At 72.6% G+C, this 16,673-nt stretch carries 8 protein-coding genes; 4 read left to right on the forward strand and 4 right to left on the reverse strand.

Annotation, left to right across the window (positions count from 1 at the left end):
- Positions 1-81: 81 nt before the first annotated feature.
- From DCW30_RS04210 to DCW30_RS04225, 4 genes are all read left to right on the forward strand, one after another.
- Positions 82-771: a response regulator transcription factor gene (locus DCW30_RS04210; protein WP_076681695.1), complete on the forward strand. Its 690-nt coding sequence runs from the start codon at positions 82-84 to the stop codon at positions 769-771.
- A gap of 150 nt (positions 772-921) precedes the next feature.
- Complete coding sequence (locus tag DCW30_RS04215; RefSeq protein ID WP_237283269.1) at positions 922-2,271, forward strand: ATP-grasp domain-containing protein; 1,350 nt, start codon at positions 922-924, stop codon at positions 2,269-2,271.
- 94 nt (positions 2,272-2,365) lie between these two features.
- On the forward strand, positions 2,366-3,196 hold the full coding sequence (locus DCW30_RS04220) for a transketolase (RefSeq protein ID WP_198501365.1): 831 nt from the start codon (positions 2,366-2,368) through the stop codon (positions 3,194-3,196).
- A complete protein-coding gene (locus DCW30_RS04225) occupies positions 3,193-4,182 on the forward strand; it encodes a transketolase family protein (RefSeq protein ID WP_076681698.1) in 990 nt (329 codons plus the stop codon). Before DCW30_RS04220 ends, DCW30_RS04225 begins: the two co-directional genes overlap by 4 nt.
- Before the next feature lie 75 nt (positions 4,183-4,257).
- On the opposite strand, the gene DCW30_RS04230 is transcribed toward DCW30_RS04225, so the two are convergent.
- The 4 genes from DCW30_RS04230 to DCW30_RS04245 all read right to left on the reverse strand — a co-directional run bounded on the left by DCW30_RS04230 (position 4,258) and on the right by DCW30_RS04245 (position 16,322).
- On the reverse strand, positions 4,258-5,517 hold the full coding sequence (locus DCW30_RS04230) for an MFS transporter (RefSeq protein ID WP_076681701.1): 1,260 nt from the start codon (positions 5,515-5,517) through the stop codon (positions 4,258-4,260).
- A complete protein-coding gene (locus DCW30_RS04235) occupies positions 5,514-5,717 on the reverse strand; it encodes an MbtH family protein (protein ID WP_062771008.1) in 204 nt (67 codons plus the stop codon). The genes DCW30_RS04230 and DCW30_RS04235 overlap by 4 nt, the downstream gene beginning before the upstream one ends.
- A 25-nt stretch (positions 5,718-5,742) precedes the next feature.
- Positions 5,743-6,933 (reverse strand): cytochrome P450, encoded by a 1,191-nt coding sequence (locus DCW30_RS04240; RefSeq protein WP_076681705.1) that lies wholly within the window; start codon positions 6,931-6,933, stop codon positions 5,743-5,745.
- A 65-nt stretch (positions 6,934-6,998) separates the two neighbouring features.
- Positions 6,999-16,322 (reverse strand): non-ribosomal peptide synthetase, encoded by a 9,324-nt coding sequence (locus DCW30_RS04245; RefSeq protein WP_076681707.1) that lies wholly within the window; start codon positions 16,320-16,322, stop codon positions 6,999-7,001.
- Between the last annotated feature and the right edge of the window lie 351 nt (positions 16,323-16,673).

The following is a 16,673-nucleotide window of genomic DNA, read 5'->3' on the forward strand; positions in this document are numbered from 1 at the left end:
GACGCATCCCGTTTCCCCGACCTGTGAAGGTCCGGCGCGCCACCCCTCCACCCGGCCCGGAAAACAGGAGTACTGCCTGCCATGTCCCACGCATCCGTACGCGTCGTGGTCGCAGACGAGCAGCGGCTGTTGCGCGAGTCCCTCTGCGCGCTGCTGGACACGGAGCCCGGCATCGAGATCGCGGGCCAGACCGGCCATCTGGCGGACCTGTTCACCCTGGTCGCGCGGACCCGTCCCGACCTTGTGGTGATCGACGTCCAGATGGTGCCGGCCGACGCCCGTGAGGCGACCGCCGCCCGGCTGCTGCACGGTGTCCCGTGCTGCCGTGTACTCGTGCTGTCCCTGCTGGAACAACCACGTCTCGTGCAGTCCCTGCTGGATGTGGGCGTGCACGGCTATCTGCACAAGAGCGTCGGCTACGGCACCGTCGCCGACGCCGTGCGGGCACAGCACGGGACCCGCTCCCACCAGACGGTGACCCTGCCGCTGCACCGGCTGCCGCCGCGCCTCGCGGGCAGCGGCCCCGTCAGCGGCTCGGAGCTGTCGGCCCGCGAGCTGGAGGTCCTCACCCATGCGGCGGCGGCTCTGAGCAACCGTCAGATCGCGGCGCGGCTGGGGATCGCGGAGGGCACCGTGAAGCGGCACCTGAGCAACATCTTCGAAAAGCTCGACGCGGTCAGCCGCCTGGACGCTGTGAACAAGGCGTCCTCGATGCGGCTCATCCACCCCGGTGACACCCGCGGCACGCACCGGTTGCGCGTCGCGACGTGAGCGCCGCGCGCCCGGCCGGGTGGCCCGCCCCCCGCCATGTGCCTTTGGGGGTGACCCCATGTGTCTCAAGTCGTATCGCCCCGTGCCCCGCGCTGCCCCGCTCCTACGTTGCTGAGCCCAGACCGCGATGACCCGAGGCGGGAGAAGCCGATGACCGAGCTGATGGTGGACAGGGGTACCGAGGAGCTGGACCGCTCCGCCAAAGCAGTGCACACGTGTGGGGGCCGCGCGATCGGCGCCCTGGTCGACGCGTACGGGACGGGCAATTATCTGCCCGCGGCGTTCAACCGGCTGGGCGTCGACGTGATCCACGTGCAGAGTGCCGCCGAGCCGATCTCACGCATGCAGCCGTGGGACCGGTCCGCGTATCTCGACTCGTTGGTCTACGACCCGGACGGCGCCACCGAGCGCGCGCTTGCGCGGGCCGGGGTGTGTTTCGTGCTGCCGGGCCAGGAGCCGGGCGTCCTGCTCGCGGACCGGCTGAGCGAGGCGCTCGGCGTGCGCAGCAACGGCACGGCACACTCCGACGCGCGGCGCGACAAGCACAAGATGATCGAGGCGGTCTCCGCGGCGGGGCTGCGCACCGCGCGGCAGCTGCGCACCGCCGACGTCGAGGAGGCCGTCGCCTGGGCCGAGGCCGGCGGGTACTGGCCGTGTGTGGCAAAGCCGCTGGCGTCGGCCTCCACCGACGGCGTCACCGTGTGCCGCACCGCCGAGGCACTGCGCTCCGCGTTCCGCACGGTGCTGTCCAGCACCACTGTGTTCAACGGCGCCAACACCGAGGTGCTCGTGCAGAGTTACCTGGAGGGCACCGAGTACATCGTCGACACCGTGAGTGTGGACGGCCGTTCCTTCGTCTGTGGTGTGTGGCGCTACGAGAAGCGTCTGCTGGCCAACGGCAAGCCCATCTACAACCGTGACATCCTGCTGCCGTCCGACACCCCGGTGGTCGCGGACCTGGTCGCCTACACCCGTGCGGCTCTCGACGTCCTGCACATCCGGCACGGCCCCGCCCACACCGAGATCATCGTGACCGACGACGGCCCGGCGCTGGTCGAGGTCGGGGCCCGGGTCAACGGCCATCTGCACCCCGCCTTCCACGACCGGGCCATGGGTGTGAACAGCGCCGACCTGACGGCGCTGGCCTACCTGCGTCCCCGGGACTTCCTGGCCCGCTACGCCGACGGGGTGTACGAGCGGCGCCAGCCCGCCGCCGTCTACAACGCTCCGACGCTGCTGTCGGGCACCGTCGTCTCGGTCGACGAGGACTTGGTGCGGGAGATCCGCAGCCGTCCCTCGGTGGTGGACCTCGTGGTCAAGCGGGGTCCCGGTGACGCCATCGTGCCCACCCACGATCTTTTGACCAGTCCGCTGCGGGTGTTCCTGACGCATCCGGACCCCGTCACGCTGGAGATCGACTACAGGTTCATCGAGTCCGTCCGTGAATCGGTCTTCCAGGTCCGCTCGGCCGGTCCCCGGGTCGCCTGCGGCCTGGTGTGAACTTCGGGCGCCGCCGCGGCGCCCCCCCTGCTCTCTCTTCTGCTGGATACCGCTGGTCAAGGCATCGGCCGGCTTTCGGAAGGACGCAACCCACATGCTCACACAGTCGCCCCCGCGGACCATGTCACGGGGACTCTCCCTGGAGATCAGGCGCAAGGTCATCGAGATGAGCGCCTCCCCGAACGGTGTGCACATCGGCGGCAGCATGTCGATCGCCGACATCCTGGCCGTGCTGTACGCCGATGTGCTGCGCGACCCGGCGGCCGAGGGCATGTCCGGCGACCGTGACCATCTGATTCTGAGCAAGGGGCAGGCTTCCGCGGCGCTCTACGCGGTGCTCGCCGCCACCGGGGTCATTCCGCAGGCGGAGTGCGCCACCTACGCCGAGGAGGGCAGCCGGCTGGGCGGCCACCCGATGAAGCGCCTTCCCGGAGTGGACTTCTCCACGGGCGCGTTGGGCCACGGGCTCCCCCTGGCCCTGGGGGTCGCCCTCGCCGGGAAGCGCTTCGACCACGGCAAGCGCGCCTTTGTGATCCTCGGCGACGGTGAGCTGCAGGAGGGCTCCAACTGGGAGGCGGCGATGGCCGCGGCGCATCACGGCGCCGACAACCTGGTCGCGATCGTCGACCGCAACGGCTGGCAGATCAGCGGCCGCACCGACGACTGCATGTCCCTGGAGCCGCTGGCCGACAAGTGGGCCGCCTTCGGCTGGCGCGTCCTCGGTGTCGACGGGCACGATCACGACGAGATCCGCACGGCACTGACCCGGCCCGTCGAGCCGGGCCGGCCGACGGTCGTCATCGCCCACACGGTCAAGGCGCGCGGTGTCCCGGGCCTTGAGGACACCAAGCAGAGCCATTCGGCGACCCTCGGCACGGCGGCCCGGCGAGCGGCACTCGCGGTCCTGGACGGTGACCGGGCATGAGCACCGACATCGCGACGCGCCGCACCGTGGCGCAGGTCCTCGACCACGTCTGGGAGAACCGCGCGAGGGTCGAGAGCCGCAACGCGTACGCCATGATGCTGCTCGCGCTGGCGCGGGAGAACCCGAACCTGGCATGTCTGACCGCCGACATGAACTTCGAGGACCACTTCGCCGGCGAACTGCCGCGGCAGCACGTGGACCTCGGCATCGCGGAGCAGAACATGATCGGCGTGGCGGCCGGTCTGACGGTGTCCGCCCGACCGGTGTTCGCCAACGGCATGAGCCCCTTCGCCATCGCCCGCGCCTTCGAGCAGATCAAGATCGATGTTGCGGGCGCGAACCTGCCGGTGAAGATCGTGGGGACGCACGCGGGGCTCGCCTCGGGCCACTACGGACCGACCCACCACTCGCTGGAGGACCTCGGCGTGATCCGCATGCTGCCGAACATGACGGTGGTGGTGCCCGCCGACTCCTGGGAGGCGGCGCAGGCGACCGTGGCTGTCGCCGAGGACCCGGGGCCGGCCTACCTGCGGCTCGGGCGCCAGGCCACGGCCCCGCTGTACCAAGAGCGCGGGGCGTTCGTGCTCGGCAGGGCGCGGGTGCTGCGGGAGCCGGGCCGGGTGCTGTTCATCGCCACCGGGCCGCATCCCAACCTGGTCGCGGCCGGGGCGGCGCGGGAGCTCGCCGACCAGGGGGTGAGCGCCGGGCATCTGAACATGCACACGGTCAAGCCGCTCGACCAGGAGGCCGTGCTGCACGCCTGCGCCAACGCGGAGGCCGTGGTGACCATCGAGGACCACCGGGCCCTGGGCGGTCTGGGCGGGGCGGTGTGCGAGGTGGTGGCCGAGGTCGGCGGGCCGCCGGTGCGACGGATCGGCGTGCCGGACATCCACTACGACCTGGTGGGCGGGGAAGAGTACCTGCTGCACCACGCCGGGATCACGGTGAGCAACGCGGTCGCCCAGGCCCTGGACGCCCTGGGGTGAGGTGTTGCGCCGCGCCGCGCGGGCGGCGCGGCGCAACACCTCGGGGGCCCGGGGCCGCGTGCGGTTCGGGGGGCGTCAGGCCGGTTCGGCGGGTTGCCGGCCGGGGGGTGCGGCGGCCGTCACGGGCGTCTGGTGGGGGCGGCGGGCCAGGCAGAGCAGGAGCAGCGCGCACAGGCTCGCCCCCACCGCGACCGCTGTGAGGACAGTGCTCACGGCGAGGTGTTCGAACAGCACCCCGGCCACTCCGTAGGCGATCGGGCTCGCGACGAAGACGGCGGCGCCGAAGACGGGGACCACGTGGGGGCGCAGGTGCTCCGGTGGGCGCAGCATCATCAGCGCGACCGCAGGTGCGGTGACCGCGGGCAGGAACATGCAGCCGGCCGCCACGGTCACCGTCAGTGTGGTGACCGGCTGGTCCCACGGCAGGCACCACAGCCCGGCCGCCGCGCCCACACCGCCCGCGGCTGCCAGCCGGACCGGGGGGAACCGGTGGGCGAGCCGGGCGACGACCACGGTGCCGAGCGCCGTGCCGCCGCCCCAGGCCGCGAGCAGCCATCCGGCGACGTGCGGGTCGGCGTCGTAGCGGTTCTTGGCCAGTACGGGCAGGGCGAGCATGACGATGGGCATGAGCATCCCGTATCCGAGCGCGGCGAGTGCGAGGGTGCGCAGCACCCGGTCCCGGAGCAGCCAGCGGACGCCTTCGGCCATGTGGTGCGACGACGTCGGCTCGGTGGCCGGCGGGGTGCGGGGCAACCCGACCAGCAGCACGGCCGAGAGCGCGAACGACGCCGCGTCGACCCACAGCACGTTGAGCGCGCCGAACCGTGCGATCAGGAAGCCCGCGACCCCGGGACCGACCAGTCGCGCCGTCGAGGTCGCCGTCTCGAACAGGGCGTTGCCCGCGGTGACGACGCCCTCGTCGTCACCGATGGACTCGGTCAGCAGCAGGCGCTGGGCGGACAGGTAGGCCGACGTGACGCAGCCGATGAGCGCCACGATCACCAGGAGGGCCCAGAACGGGAGCATGCCTGCCACGTACAGGGTGGGTACGGCCGCGGTCAGCAGGGCGCTGGCCAGGTCGCCGGCGATCGTGACGCGGCGGGCCCCCCAGCGGGCCACCAGGAGCCCCGCGGGCATGGCGAGCAGCGGCACCGGCAGGATCTGGATGAGGAAGACCAGGCCCATCCGGGCTGGGGAGCCGCTGGTCATCAGGACGAACCAGGGCAGGGCGAGCGTGGTCATCTGTGTGCCGACCGATGAGGTGAACTCCGCGGCGATGACCCTGCGGAACCGCCAGCTCCGCAGCGGTGAGGGTGCTTCGGCGGCGCTCGTCACGGCGCCGTCCGTATGGAGGGTGGCCGCATGTCGCTCCAGTGGGTGTCCACGTGGGCGACGCAGGCGTGCCGGGTGTCCGGGCCGAACACCGGCGACCAACCGTCCGGGACGGGCAGGCCATCGGGCCACAGGCTGTGCTGGTGCTCCGCGTTGGCCAGGACGCGGTAGGCGGCGTCGGGGGCGTCGAACGGGTTCGTCATCGTGCGCTCCTCCTCGTCGGGGCGGCTACCACGTCACCGGCAGTCGGTGCACGCCGTAGACGGTCATGTCGGAGCGCATCGGGATCTGCCGCGGGTCCCCGTCGATGCGCAGGCCGGGGAAGCGCCGCAGCAGGGCGGTGTAGCCGATGCGCAGTTCGAGGCGGGCCAGTTGCTGTCCGAGGCACTGGTGGATGCCGTGGCTGAAGGTGAGGTGGCTGTGGCCGCCGCGTGTGACGTCGAGCCGGTCGGGGTCGGGGAACTGCTCCGCGTCACGGTTGGCGCTGGGCAGGTGGATCAGCACCGTCTCCCCCTCGCGCAGCGTCACCCCGTCGATCTCCACGTCCTCGGTCGGGGTGCGCTGCACGCCGACGTGCACGATGGTCAGGTAGCGCAGCAGCTCCTCGACCGCGCTGTCGATCAGTGACTCGTCCGCGCGCAGCAGCGCCAGCTGGTCGGGGTTGCTCAGCAGCGCGTATGTGCCGAGGGAGAGCATGTTGGCCGTGGTCTCGTGGCCGGCGACCAGGAGCAGCAGCGTGGCTCCGATGGATTCCTGGACGCTGATGTCGGAGCCGGTCACCAGCACGCTGAGCACGTCGTCGGCCGGTTCGGCCTTCTTGCGTGCGAGCAGTTCACCGGTGAGGCCCACCAGGTCCTTCAGCGAGGCCTGTGCCTGTCCCGGGTCGATGTCCAGGCGCAGCAGGTTCTCCGAGTCGTCGACGAACCGCTCCCTGTCGGCGACGGGGACTCCGAGGAGTTCGCAGATCACCTGGGAGGAGACCGGCACCGCGTAGTCCGCGACCAGGTCCGCGGGCGGTCCCTTGCGCAGCATCGCGTCGGCGTGCTGCGCGGTGATCTCCTCGATGCGCGCGCCGAGCTGGCGCATCCTGCGCACGGTGAACTGGCCGGCCAGCCGACGCCGGAACCGGGTGTGGTCCGGCGGGTCCATGTGCTCGAAGAGACCTGGTATGTCCGCCTCCAGGTCCGAGGGGCGGTCGGAGGGGAACGCCAGGTGCTTGTGTGAAGGGGCCGAGCTGAACCGCTTGTCGGCCAGGATCTGCCGGCCCTGGTGGTATCCGGTGACGAGCCAGCCCTCGTATCCGTCGGGGAAGGTCATCCGGCCGATCGGCCCCTGCTCGCGCAGGAGGCCGGGCGGGTCGAGGGGCCGCTCCCGCAGCGTGGGCAGTCCGTTGGTGAGGGGGCATGTGGTCTCGGTCATGCTCTCTGCATTCCGCCGTCGGTGGGAAACGGCTGGTGTGGTGGTGGATGAGGTCGCGGCGCGGTTCAGCGGTGGCCGTCCCGGCCGGGGGCTGCGTCCTGCTCGGACCGCAGGCGCTCGCGCAGTTGCGACACCGTGAGCTCGGGGTGCCTCGCCACCAGTTCGAGTACGCGCGGCCACTGCCGGACAAGCGCGCCCATGACGGGCGGCGCGATGGAGCGCGGGGAGTAGACCCACAGGCCGTGCAGTTCGCCCTCGACGTCGCGGGCCACCAGGTACAGGTCGAGGTTGTGCGGCTCGATGGCGGTGATCAGCTCGGGGAGCGGTGTCACATCGCCGACCCGCACGTCGAGCGGCGCCACCTCCAGGCCGGGCAGCGTCAGCGTCTTGGCGGGCACTCCGAGCAGGTTGAGCATGACGCGCAGGGGCAACTGGTTGCCGTCTCCGACGATTCCGTCGTGCACCAGCGCGCGCACCGGCACGTTCTGGTGCGAGTAGGCGTCGAGTTCGCCCTGCAGGACCCGCTGGACCAGTTCGTGGAAGGTGGGGTCGTCCGCCATGCGCGAGCGGTTGAGGATGATGTTGATGAACGGGCCGACCATCGACTCCGTCTCCGGCCTCTCGCGGCCGGCCAGCGGGTGGCTGACCGCGATGTCGGTCGCGCCCGAGTAGCTGTGCAGCAGCACGTGGAAGGCCGACATCAGCATCATGAACAGGGTCACGCCCTCGCGGCGTGCGGCCTCCTTCACCGCCGCCATGACCTCGGCGTCGACCACGACGCTGCAGCTGAAGCCCTCGATGAAGTCGTCGAGCTGGTGGGGTGGCGCCTCGAAGTCCAGCGTGCGCGCGGCTCCGTCCAGTTCGGTGCGCCAGTGCTCGATGTGCTCGTCGAGTGCGCCCTCGGCCAGCAGCCCCTGTTCCCAGGCCGCGTAGTCCAGGTGCTGGACCATGACCTCGGGCAGCCGCGGCGGGCGGCCCGCCGCGTGGGCCTCGTACAGCTTGGCCAGCTCGTCGAAGACGACGAGGAAGCCCCAGTGGTCCACCAGGATGTGGTGGGCGACGAGGACCAGCGCGTGTTCCTGGTCGGCCAGGCGCACGAGCAGACCGCGCACCAGGTCGCCGTCCTCGATGCGGAACGTCTTCTTGGTCTCCGCGGTGAGCAGGGCGTGCAGCCGCTCGCGCTGTTCCGCTCCCGCGAAGGCGCGCAGCTCGACGGTGTCGATCGGCCACTGGGGCCGGCCGTCGGCGAACTGCCGGGTCGCCGAGCCCTGCTGGACGTAGCGGGTGCGCAGGATGTCGTGGCGGCGCACGAGGTCGTCCAGGGCGCGGCGCAGGGCCGCGGTGTCGAGTTCGCCGCGCACCCGGAAGGCGGTGATGACGGCGTGGTGGGCGTGGTTGGGGCCCACCGGCTGGAGCAGGAACTCCAGTTGGCCGAAGGAGAGCCCGGCGCCCTGGCCGCGGTCGGCCCTCGGGATCGGGGCCGTCAGCAGGTCGGCCGCCCCGAAGGCCGCGGCGGGGGCGTCCTTGCGGCGGGGCAGTGTGACGGCGCCGTTGCGCACGCCGGCCGCGCAGCGGGTCAGGGCGCGCAGCGCGTCGAACCAGGCGTCCGCGAGGTCGCGGACCTCGTCCTCGCCGAGCAGCGAGGAAGCCCAGCTCCAGTTGGCCACCAGCCGTGGCCCGTCGGGGCCGTCCTGGGTGATGGCGTTGACTTCCAGGGGGTGGGACAGCGGCCGGAGGCCCGCGGTGCCGGGGGCGGTGTCGTCGCGCAGCGGGAGCCAGGGCCGTTCTTCGTCGGTGACGGGTACCCGGCCGAGGTAGTTGAACAGCAGTTGTGGCGCCGGCAGTGCCGCGAGCAGGGGCGCGGTCCGCGGGTCCAGGTAGCGCAGCAGGCCGAAGCCGAGGCCGTTGTCGGGGACGGCCCGTAGGCATTCGCCGGTGCGGACGACTGCGGCGGCCAGTTCGTCGCCTCCCTGGGTGATTTGCCGCCAGGGCAGTGCGGGGGCGTCGAGGCGCACCGGGTGGACGCTGGTGAACCAGCCCACCGTGCGGGACAGGTCGGCGCCGTCGGCCAGGTGTTCGTGCCTGCCGTGGCTCTCCACGTCCAGGACCACCGCGCCCTCGCCCGGTGCTGCGGGGCCGCCGGGCCGGGACCGCCACCGCCGCACGGCTAGGCCGAGGGCGGTCAGCAGCACGTCCTGGATGCTGCTGCGCAGCGCGGCGGGCGCCTCGGCGAGCAGCGGCGCGCAGTCCTCGGCGGACAGGGTGACCGACAGGCGTCCCTCGGTGCCGGTGACGTCGCGCTCGGGGTCCAGTTCTCCGGCGACCAGGGGTTCGGTGTCCCGCAGGACGTCCTGCCACACCGGCAGTTCGGGCCGGCGCCGGGCGACGGCGGAGCCGGTGGCGATCTGCTCGGCCCAGCCGCGCAGTGACGTCGTCACCGGCGCCAGGGCCGGCGGGTGTCCTGCGGACACCGCCTCCCACGCCGCGGCGACGTCGGACAGCAGGATGCGCCAGGACACGCCGTCGACCGCGAAGTGGTGGACCGCGAGCAGCAGCCGTCCCGCTCGTTCGGGTCCGGCGTCGAACCACACCGGCTGCAGCATCGCGCCCGCGGCCGGGTCCAGGCGCCGCTTGGCCGCGGTGGTCTCCTCGGTGATCAGGGCGTGCCGGTCCGCCTCGTCGAGGCCGGTGATGTCGACGCGGCGCAGGATGTCGGCGATGCGGGGGGCGCCGGCCGCGGCCGCGTGCAGCGACCACCGCCCGTCGGGCCCGGTGACCAGGCGGGTACGCAGGGCGTCGTGAGTGTCGACGACGGCCTGGAGCGTCGCGGTCAGCCCCGCCTCGTCGATGCCGGCGGGCAGGCCGACGGTGGCCGAGAGGTCGAAGCCGACCGGGGAGCCGCCCAGCAGGCGCTGGCGTTCCAGCACGGGCAGCGCGGCGATGGCGCCCGTGCCGACGTCGGCGACCGCCGTGGCGGCTTCCTCGTCGGCCGGCCGCGCCACCTGTGCGATGCCGGCCGCCGTCTGGTGGGTGAACACGTCGCGGACGGTGAAGACCAGGCCTGCGGTGCGGGACTGGGCGACAAGTTGGGTGGCCTGGATGCTGTCGCCGCCCAGGTCGAAGAACCCGGCCTCGGCCCCGACCTCGGGCAGTCCCAGTACGCGGGCGAAGACGGCGCACAGGGTCCGCTCGGCCGGTGTCCGGGCCGCGCGGGAGCCGGCGGCCGCGTTCAGGTCGGGTACGGGCAGCGCGCGGCGGTCGAGCTTGCCGTTCGCCGTCATCGGGAACGCGTCGAGCACCAGCACCGCGACGGGCACCATGTATTGCGGCAGCCGTTCGGCGACGAAGGAGCGCAGCTCGGCCGGGTCGGCGGTGGCGCCGTCGGCGGGCACGACGTAGCCGACGAGGTCCTTGCCGCCGGAGGGCTTGTCGTGGACCAGCACGGCCGCGTCCGCGACGGCCTCGTGGGCGCCGAGGGCGTTCTCGATCTCGCCGGGCTCGATGCGGAAACCGCGGATCTTGACCTGGTCGTCGGTGCGGCCGAGGTACTCGATGGTGCTGTCGGCGCGCCGGCGGGCGAGGTCGCCGGTGCGGTACATGCGTTCGCCCGGGGCGCCGTAGGGGCAGGCGACGAAGCGTTGCGCGGTCAGGCCGGGGTTGGCGAAGTAGCCGCGGGCCAGCCCGCGTCCCGCGAGGTAGAGCTCGCCGGGAACGCCGACCGGCGCCGGGCGGAGCCGCTCGTCCAGGACGTAGGCGCGGGTGTCGTCCATCGGGGTGCCGATCGGCACGGCGCCGTCGGTGACCTCGCTCATGCTGTGCAGCACGGCGAACGTTGTGGTCTCGGTCGGGCCGTACCCGTTGGTGAGTACGGTCCCGCGCCAGGCGGCCAGTGCCCTGGCGACCACGGGCGGCGACAGGGCCTCGCCGCCGGCGAGCACCTCGCGCATGCCCGCCAGGGCCGTGGCGTCGTACTCGACGAGCAGGTTGAACAGGGCCGCGGTGAAGAAGGCCGACGTCACGTCCCGCTCGCGGATGGTGCGCAGCAGCACGTCGGGGTCGAGCTCCCCGGCCGGCGCGACGACGACCTCGCCGCCGGACAGCAGCGGCACCCAGAGTTCGTAGGTGGAGGCGTCGAACGCGCTCGGGGCGTGCATCAGGACGCGGGAGTGGTTGCCGTTGCGCCAGGCGTGGTCGGCGGCCAGGCTCGCGACGTTGCCGTGGGTGACCGCGACGCCCTTGGGGCGCCCGGTGGAACCGGAGGTGAACATGAGGTAGGCCAGCCGGTCCGGGCCGCCCGGGGGCGGCGGGGCGTGGCCGGGCCCGTCCATCGCGTCGGCGGCCGGTTCGGCGCCCACGTCGAGTACGCGCATCCCGTCGACGGCGGGGTGTTGGGTCCCGTCCCCGTCGACGAGGAGTACCTCCGCTCCCGACTCCTCCATGATCAGCCGCATGCGGGACTGGGGGTAGCGGGTGTCCAGCGGCACGTACACGCCGCCGGCCTTGAGGACGGCCAGGATGGCCACGGGGACCCGCACCGAGCGCTCCATCAGCAGGCACACCGCGTCCTCGGCCCCTTCGGCGCCCACTCCCAGGGCGCGCAGCCGTGCGGCGAGCCGGTCCGCGGCGCGGGACAGCTCGGCGTAGGTCAGCCGTTCATCGCCGCCGCTGACCGCGACGGCGTCCGGGGTGCGGGCGGCCTGGGCCTCGAACAGCTCGGGCAGGCCGGCGACCTGCTCCGTGCCGCCGCTTCCGTTCCACTCCTCGAGCACGCGGTGCCGCTCGGCGGGGGTGAGGACGTCGACGTCGCCGATCGGCTGGTCGGGGTCGGCGATCATCGCGAGGACCACCTGGCGCAGCCTGCCGAGCATGGTGCGCACCGTCTCCGGGTCGAAGACGTCGGCGTTGTACTCGATGCCGCCGTCGATGCCGCGGGCGGTCCCCTCGGCCGTGAGGCGCTCGTGCAGCAGGAGGACGAGGTCCATGCGCGCCGTGCCGGTGCTCATCACCAGCGGTGCGGCCTCGACGCCGGGCAGCTCCAGGGTCTCGTCGGTGGCGCTCTGCCAGGACAGCATGACCTGGACCAGCGGGTGGTGCGACATGGACCGGGAGGGGCGCAGGCTGTCCACGAGGGATTCGAAGGGGATGTCCTGGTGGGCGAGCGCCTCAAGGGTCTGTTCCCGCACCTCGGCGAGCAGTTGGCGGAACGTCTGGCCCCGCGAGATGCGGTTCCGCAGGACCAGGGTGTTGGCGAAGAAGCCGATCAGCTGCTCGGTGGCCTCGTCGTCGCGGCCCGCGTTCGCCACCCCGATGGGGATGTCCTCGCCGGCGCCGAGGCGGTTGAGCAGTACCGCCAGGGCCGTGTCGAGGACCATGAACATGCTGACGTCGCAGCCTCGGGCCAGCCGGCCGAGCCCTGCGTGCAGGTCCGGCCCCCACTGGAAGGTGACCGTCTCCCCCCGGTGCGAGGCCTCGGCCGGGTGCGGCCGGTCGACCGGCAGGGCGATGCGTTCGGGCATGCCCTCCAGGGCCTTGCGCCAGTGGGCCAGCTGGCGTGACCAGACGCTCTCGGGGTCGTCCTGCTGCCCGAGATGCCGGCGCTGCCACAGCGCGTAGTCGGCGTACTGCACCGGCAGCGGTTCCCACGCGGGGGCGTGGCCCGCGCGGCGTGCCCGGTAGGCGGCGGCCAGGTCGTGCCGCAGGGGCGCCAGCGACCAGCCGTCCGCGGCGATGTGGTGCACGACGACGGCCAGGACGTAGGCGTCGGCGCCGGTCGTGAACAGCTCCGCGTGCAGGGGGATCTCACGGGTCAGGTCGAAGCAGTGCCGGACGGCCCGTGCCACCGCGTCGTCCAGGCCGGCCTCGGCGATGTCGGTCACCGGCAGCGCAGGGCGTGCCCGGTCCGGCGGGAGGATGTGCTGGCGGGCGGCTCCGCCGGTGTCGGGGAAGACGGTGCGCAGCGACTCGTGGCGGGCGACGACGTCGGCCAGGGCGGCCCGCAGGCAGTCCACGTCCAGCGCCCCGGTCAGGCGCAGCACGACGGGGAGGTTGTACGTGGGTGAGGGGCCCTCCATCTCGTGCAGGAACCACAGCCGTCGCTGGGCGAACGACAGCGGCAGCGGGTCGGGCCGGGTGGCGGGGCGCAGCGCGGGCCGCGCGTCGCCGCCGCCCCGGCGCACCAGCTCCGCCAGTTCGGCCACGCTCTGCTTCTCGAACAGTGCGCGGACGGGCAGTTCGACCCTGAGCGTGGCGCGGATGCGCGCGACCAGCCGGGTGGCGAGCAGTGAGTGGCCGCCGAGGGCGAAGAAGCCGTCGTCGATGCCGACCCGGGGCACCGTGAGCACCTCGGCGAACAGGTCGCACAGGGCCTCTTCGGAGCTGTCGCGGGGCGCGACGTAGGTCGCCGCCGTGCGGGACTCCTGTCCTTCGGGCGCGGGGAGCGCGCCGCGGTCGGTCTTGCCGCTGGGGGTCAGCGGCAGCGCGTCGAGGAAGACGAAGGCGGAGGGGACCATGTAGTCGGGGAGTTTCTCGGCCAGTGCCGAGCGCAGCCGGCGGCGTAGGTCGTCGCCGGCGCCCGCGGACTCGGCGGGGACCGCGTAGGCCACCAGGCGGTGGTCACCCGGTTGGTCCTCGCGGACGACGACCACGGTGTCCGTGACCTGGTCCTGGCGCATGAGCACCGATTCGATCTCGCCGAGCTCGATCCGGTAGCCGCGGAGTTTGACCTGGTGGTCGAGGCGTCCGAGGTAGTCGATGGCACCGTCCACCCGGCGGCGCACCAGGTCGCCGGTGCGGTACAGCCGGTCGTCCGCGCCGGACGTGAACGGGTTGCGGATGAACTGGCGTTCGGTCAGTTCGGGTCGGTTGAGGTAGCCGCGGGCGAGGCCGCTGCCGCCGATGCACAGTTCACCGGGGACGCCCGAGGGCACCGGGCGCCCCTCGGCGTCGAGGATGTGTATCTCGGTGTTGGCGATGGGCCGACCGATGGTGATCGTCTCGTCCACGATCCGCGTGCCCAAGGAGTAGATGGTGGTCTCGCTCGGGCCGTACATGTTCCACAGCTCGACGCCGCCGTCCAGCAGGCGCCGCGCCACGTCGGGGGGCAGGGCCTCGCCGCATATCAGCCCGCGCAGTCCCGGGCGGCCCGGCCATCCGGCGTCGAGCAGCATCCGCCATGTCGAGGGGGTGGCCTGCATCATCGTGGCGCCGGTGGCGGCCATCTCGGCGGCCAGGAGCTTGCCGTCGGTGGCCACGTCACGTGTGGCGAGCACCACGCGGGCGCCTTCGACGAGCGGCAGCAGCAGCTCCAGGGTGGCGATGTCGAACGACAGGGTGGTGACGGCGAGCAGGCTGTCGCCGGAGTCGATGCCCGGCCACTGCTTCATCGCCCGGAAGAGGTTGCGCAGCGCCCGGTGCGGCAGTTGGACGCCCTTGGGCCGGCCGGTCGAGCCCGAGGTGTAGATGACGTAGGCCAGGGCCTCGCCGTCGACCGGCGTGTCGAGGGGGGCCGCGGATTGGGCGGCGAGCTCGGCGCGCAGCTCGTCCACGCACAGGGTCGTGGCCGCCGATCGCGGCAGCCCCACAGCCACCGAGCTCTGGGTGATGATGACGGGCAGGCCGGCGTCCTTGGTCATGAACGCGATCCGGTCGCGGGGCAGTTGGGGGTCGACGGGCACGTAGGCGCCGCCGGCCTTCAGCACGGCGAGCACCGCGACGACCATGTCGAGCGAGCGTTCCAGGCAGACCCCGACCAGTACGTCGCGCGAGACGCCGTGGTCGCGGAGCCTGCGGGCCAGCCGGTTGGCGGCGGCGTCGAGCTCGGCGTAGGTGAGGGACTGGCCGCGGCAGTGGACCGCCTCGGCGTCGGGCCGCAGCACCGCCTGCCGCTCCACGCGCTGGTGGGTGAGCAGGTCGTCGGGCCACTCCACGCGGGTGTCGGCCCGTTCCTGGTCCTGCGCCGCCTGCTCGGCCGCTGTGAGCAGGGGGATGTCCAGGATCGGCTGGTCGGGGTCGCGCAGCACGTTGTCGAGCAGCACCGCGAGGTGACCGCCCATGCGGTCGACCGTGGCCGCGTCGAAGAGGTCGGTGTTGTACTCGAACCAGCCGCCGAGCGTGTCGCCCTGCTCGAAGACCTGCAGTTCGAGGTCGAACCGCGCGGTGGAGCTGGGCACGTCCATCAGCTCCAGGCGCAGGCCGCCCGCGCCGAACTCCGGGACGGGGATGTTCTGGTAGACGAACGACACCTGGAAAAGGGGGGAGCGGGACAGGTCCCGTTCCGGGCGCAGTTCCTCCACCAGGCGCTCGAAGGGCAGTTCCTGGTGGGCGAAGGCGCCGAGGGCGGCCCCGCGCACGCGTGCGAGCAGTTCGGTGAAGGTGGGGTTGCCGGAGACGTCGTTGCGGATCGCGAGCGTGTTGACGAAGTAGCCGATGAGCTGCTCGACCTGGGCCTGGCCGCGGTTGGCCACCGGCACGCCGACGACGACGTCCTCCTGCCTGCTGTAGCGGTGCAGCAGGGCGACGTAGGCGGCGAGCAGCGTCATGAACGGGGTGACTCCCGCGCGCCTGCTCAGCTCGCGCACCCCGTTCATCACCGCGGCGGGCAGCCGGAAGGGCCGGGAACCGCCGCTGCTGCCGAGGACCGCGGGGCGGGGGCGGTCGGTGGGCAGTTCGAGGATGGGTGCGGCGCCGTCGAGGGTCTTCGCCCAGTAGTCGAGTTCGGCGGCGAAGCCGGGACCCGCGAGCTGTTTGCGCTGCCACGCGGCGTAGTCGGCGTACTGGACGGGCAGCTCCGGCAGCTCGGCCGCGGCGCCCCGCAGATGGCTCTGGTACAGGGTGACCAGCTCGCCGAAGAGCACGGACGTCGACCACAGGTCGGCGACGATGTGGTGCATGGTCAGGAGCAGCACGTGCTCGTCGGGCGCCAGCCGGAGGAATTTCATCCGCATGAGCGGCCCGGCGCCCAGGTCGAAGGGGCGGGCGAACTCGCGGCGGGCGAGTTCCTCAATGCCCCTCTCGCCCTCGGGGCCGCGCAGGTGCTCGCAGGGCTCGACGGCCAGTTCGATCTCACCGGTCGGGTGCACGACCTGGACGGGCTCGCCGTCAGCCTCCTCGAAGGTGGTGCGCAGGGACTCGTGCCTGCGGACGATCTCGGCGAGGCCGCGGCGCCAGATCTCCACGTCGAGCGGGCCGTGCACGCGTAGGGCCGCGGGGATGTTGTAGGCGGCGCTGCCCGGGTTGAGGCGGTCGAGGAACCACATGCGCTGCTGGGGGAACGACGCGGAGAACCGGCGCTCGCGTGCCGGGGGCCGTTGGGCGCTCTTGCGCCGCAACCGCTCTGCCAGCAGCGCGCGCTTCTGCTCCGGCGTGAGGCTGGTCAGGTCGATGTCGGTCATGCGCCAGTCTCCTGATCGTTGAACTCGGCGGGGAGGAGGTTCGTTGCACCTGCGCTGTCGTCTTCGCGGGCCGCGGTGCCGACGTCCGGTGGGGCGCCCTGCCTCTCGACGATCAGTGCCCGCGTCCGAGGTGGCGCGCCGCCCTGACGGCGAGCGGCCGGTCCGCTCGCGGCGTGCCGGGTCGTGTCGCGTCTCGGCGCACGGGCATGCGGCCCGTCGGCCGGCCGGTGAGGGCGGGTGTTCTGGGGAGGGAAGCCGCGGACCGGGACGGGCCGCCACGATCGGCCTCGTGCCCGGGCTTCGGTCGCCCTTGTCTACCGACCGCCGCCGGGGCCTGTCCATGTTCGGCGC

Source organism: Streptomyces alfalfae (genome assembly GCF_004127445.1).
GTDB lineage: Bacteria > Actinomycetota > Actinomycetes > Streptomycetales > Streptomycetaceae > Streptomyces > Streptomyces alfalfae.

Coding starts and splice junctions, on each gene's coding strand:
- DCW30_RS04245 (WP_076681707.1), bottom strand. CDS start 16,322: ATGACCGACATCGACCTGACCAGCCTCACGCCGGAGCAGAAGCGCGCG.
- DCW30_RS04235 (WP_062771008.1), bottom strand. CDS start 5,717: ATGACGAACCCGTTCGACGCCCCCGACGCCGCCTACCGCGTCCTGGCC.
- DCW30_RS04240 (WP_076681705.1), bottom strand. CDS start 6,933: ATGACCGAGACCACATGCCCCCTCACCAACGGACTGCCCACGCTGCGG.
- DCW30_RS04225 (WP_076681698.1), top strand. CDS start 3,193: ATGAGCACCGACATCGCGACGCGCCGCACCGTGGCGCAGGTCCTCGAC.
- DCW30_RS04215 (WP_237283269.1), top strand. CDS start 922: ATGACCGAGCTGATGGTGGACAGGGGTACCGAGGAGCTGGACCGCTCC.
- DCW30_RS04210 (WP_076681695.1), top strand. CDS start 82: ATGTCCCACGCATCCGTACGCGTCGTGGTCGCAGACGAGCAGCGGCTG.
- DCW30_RS04220 (WP_198501365.1), top strand. CDS start 2,366: ATGCTCACACAGTCGCCCCCGCGGACCATGTCACGGGGACTCTCCCTG.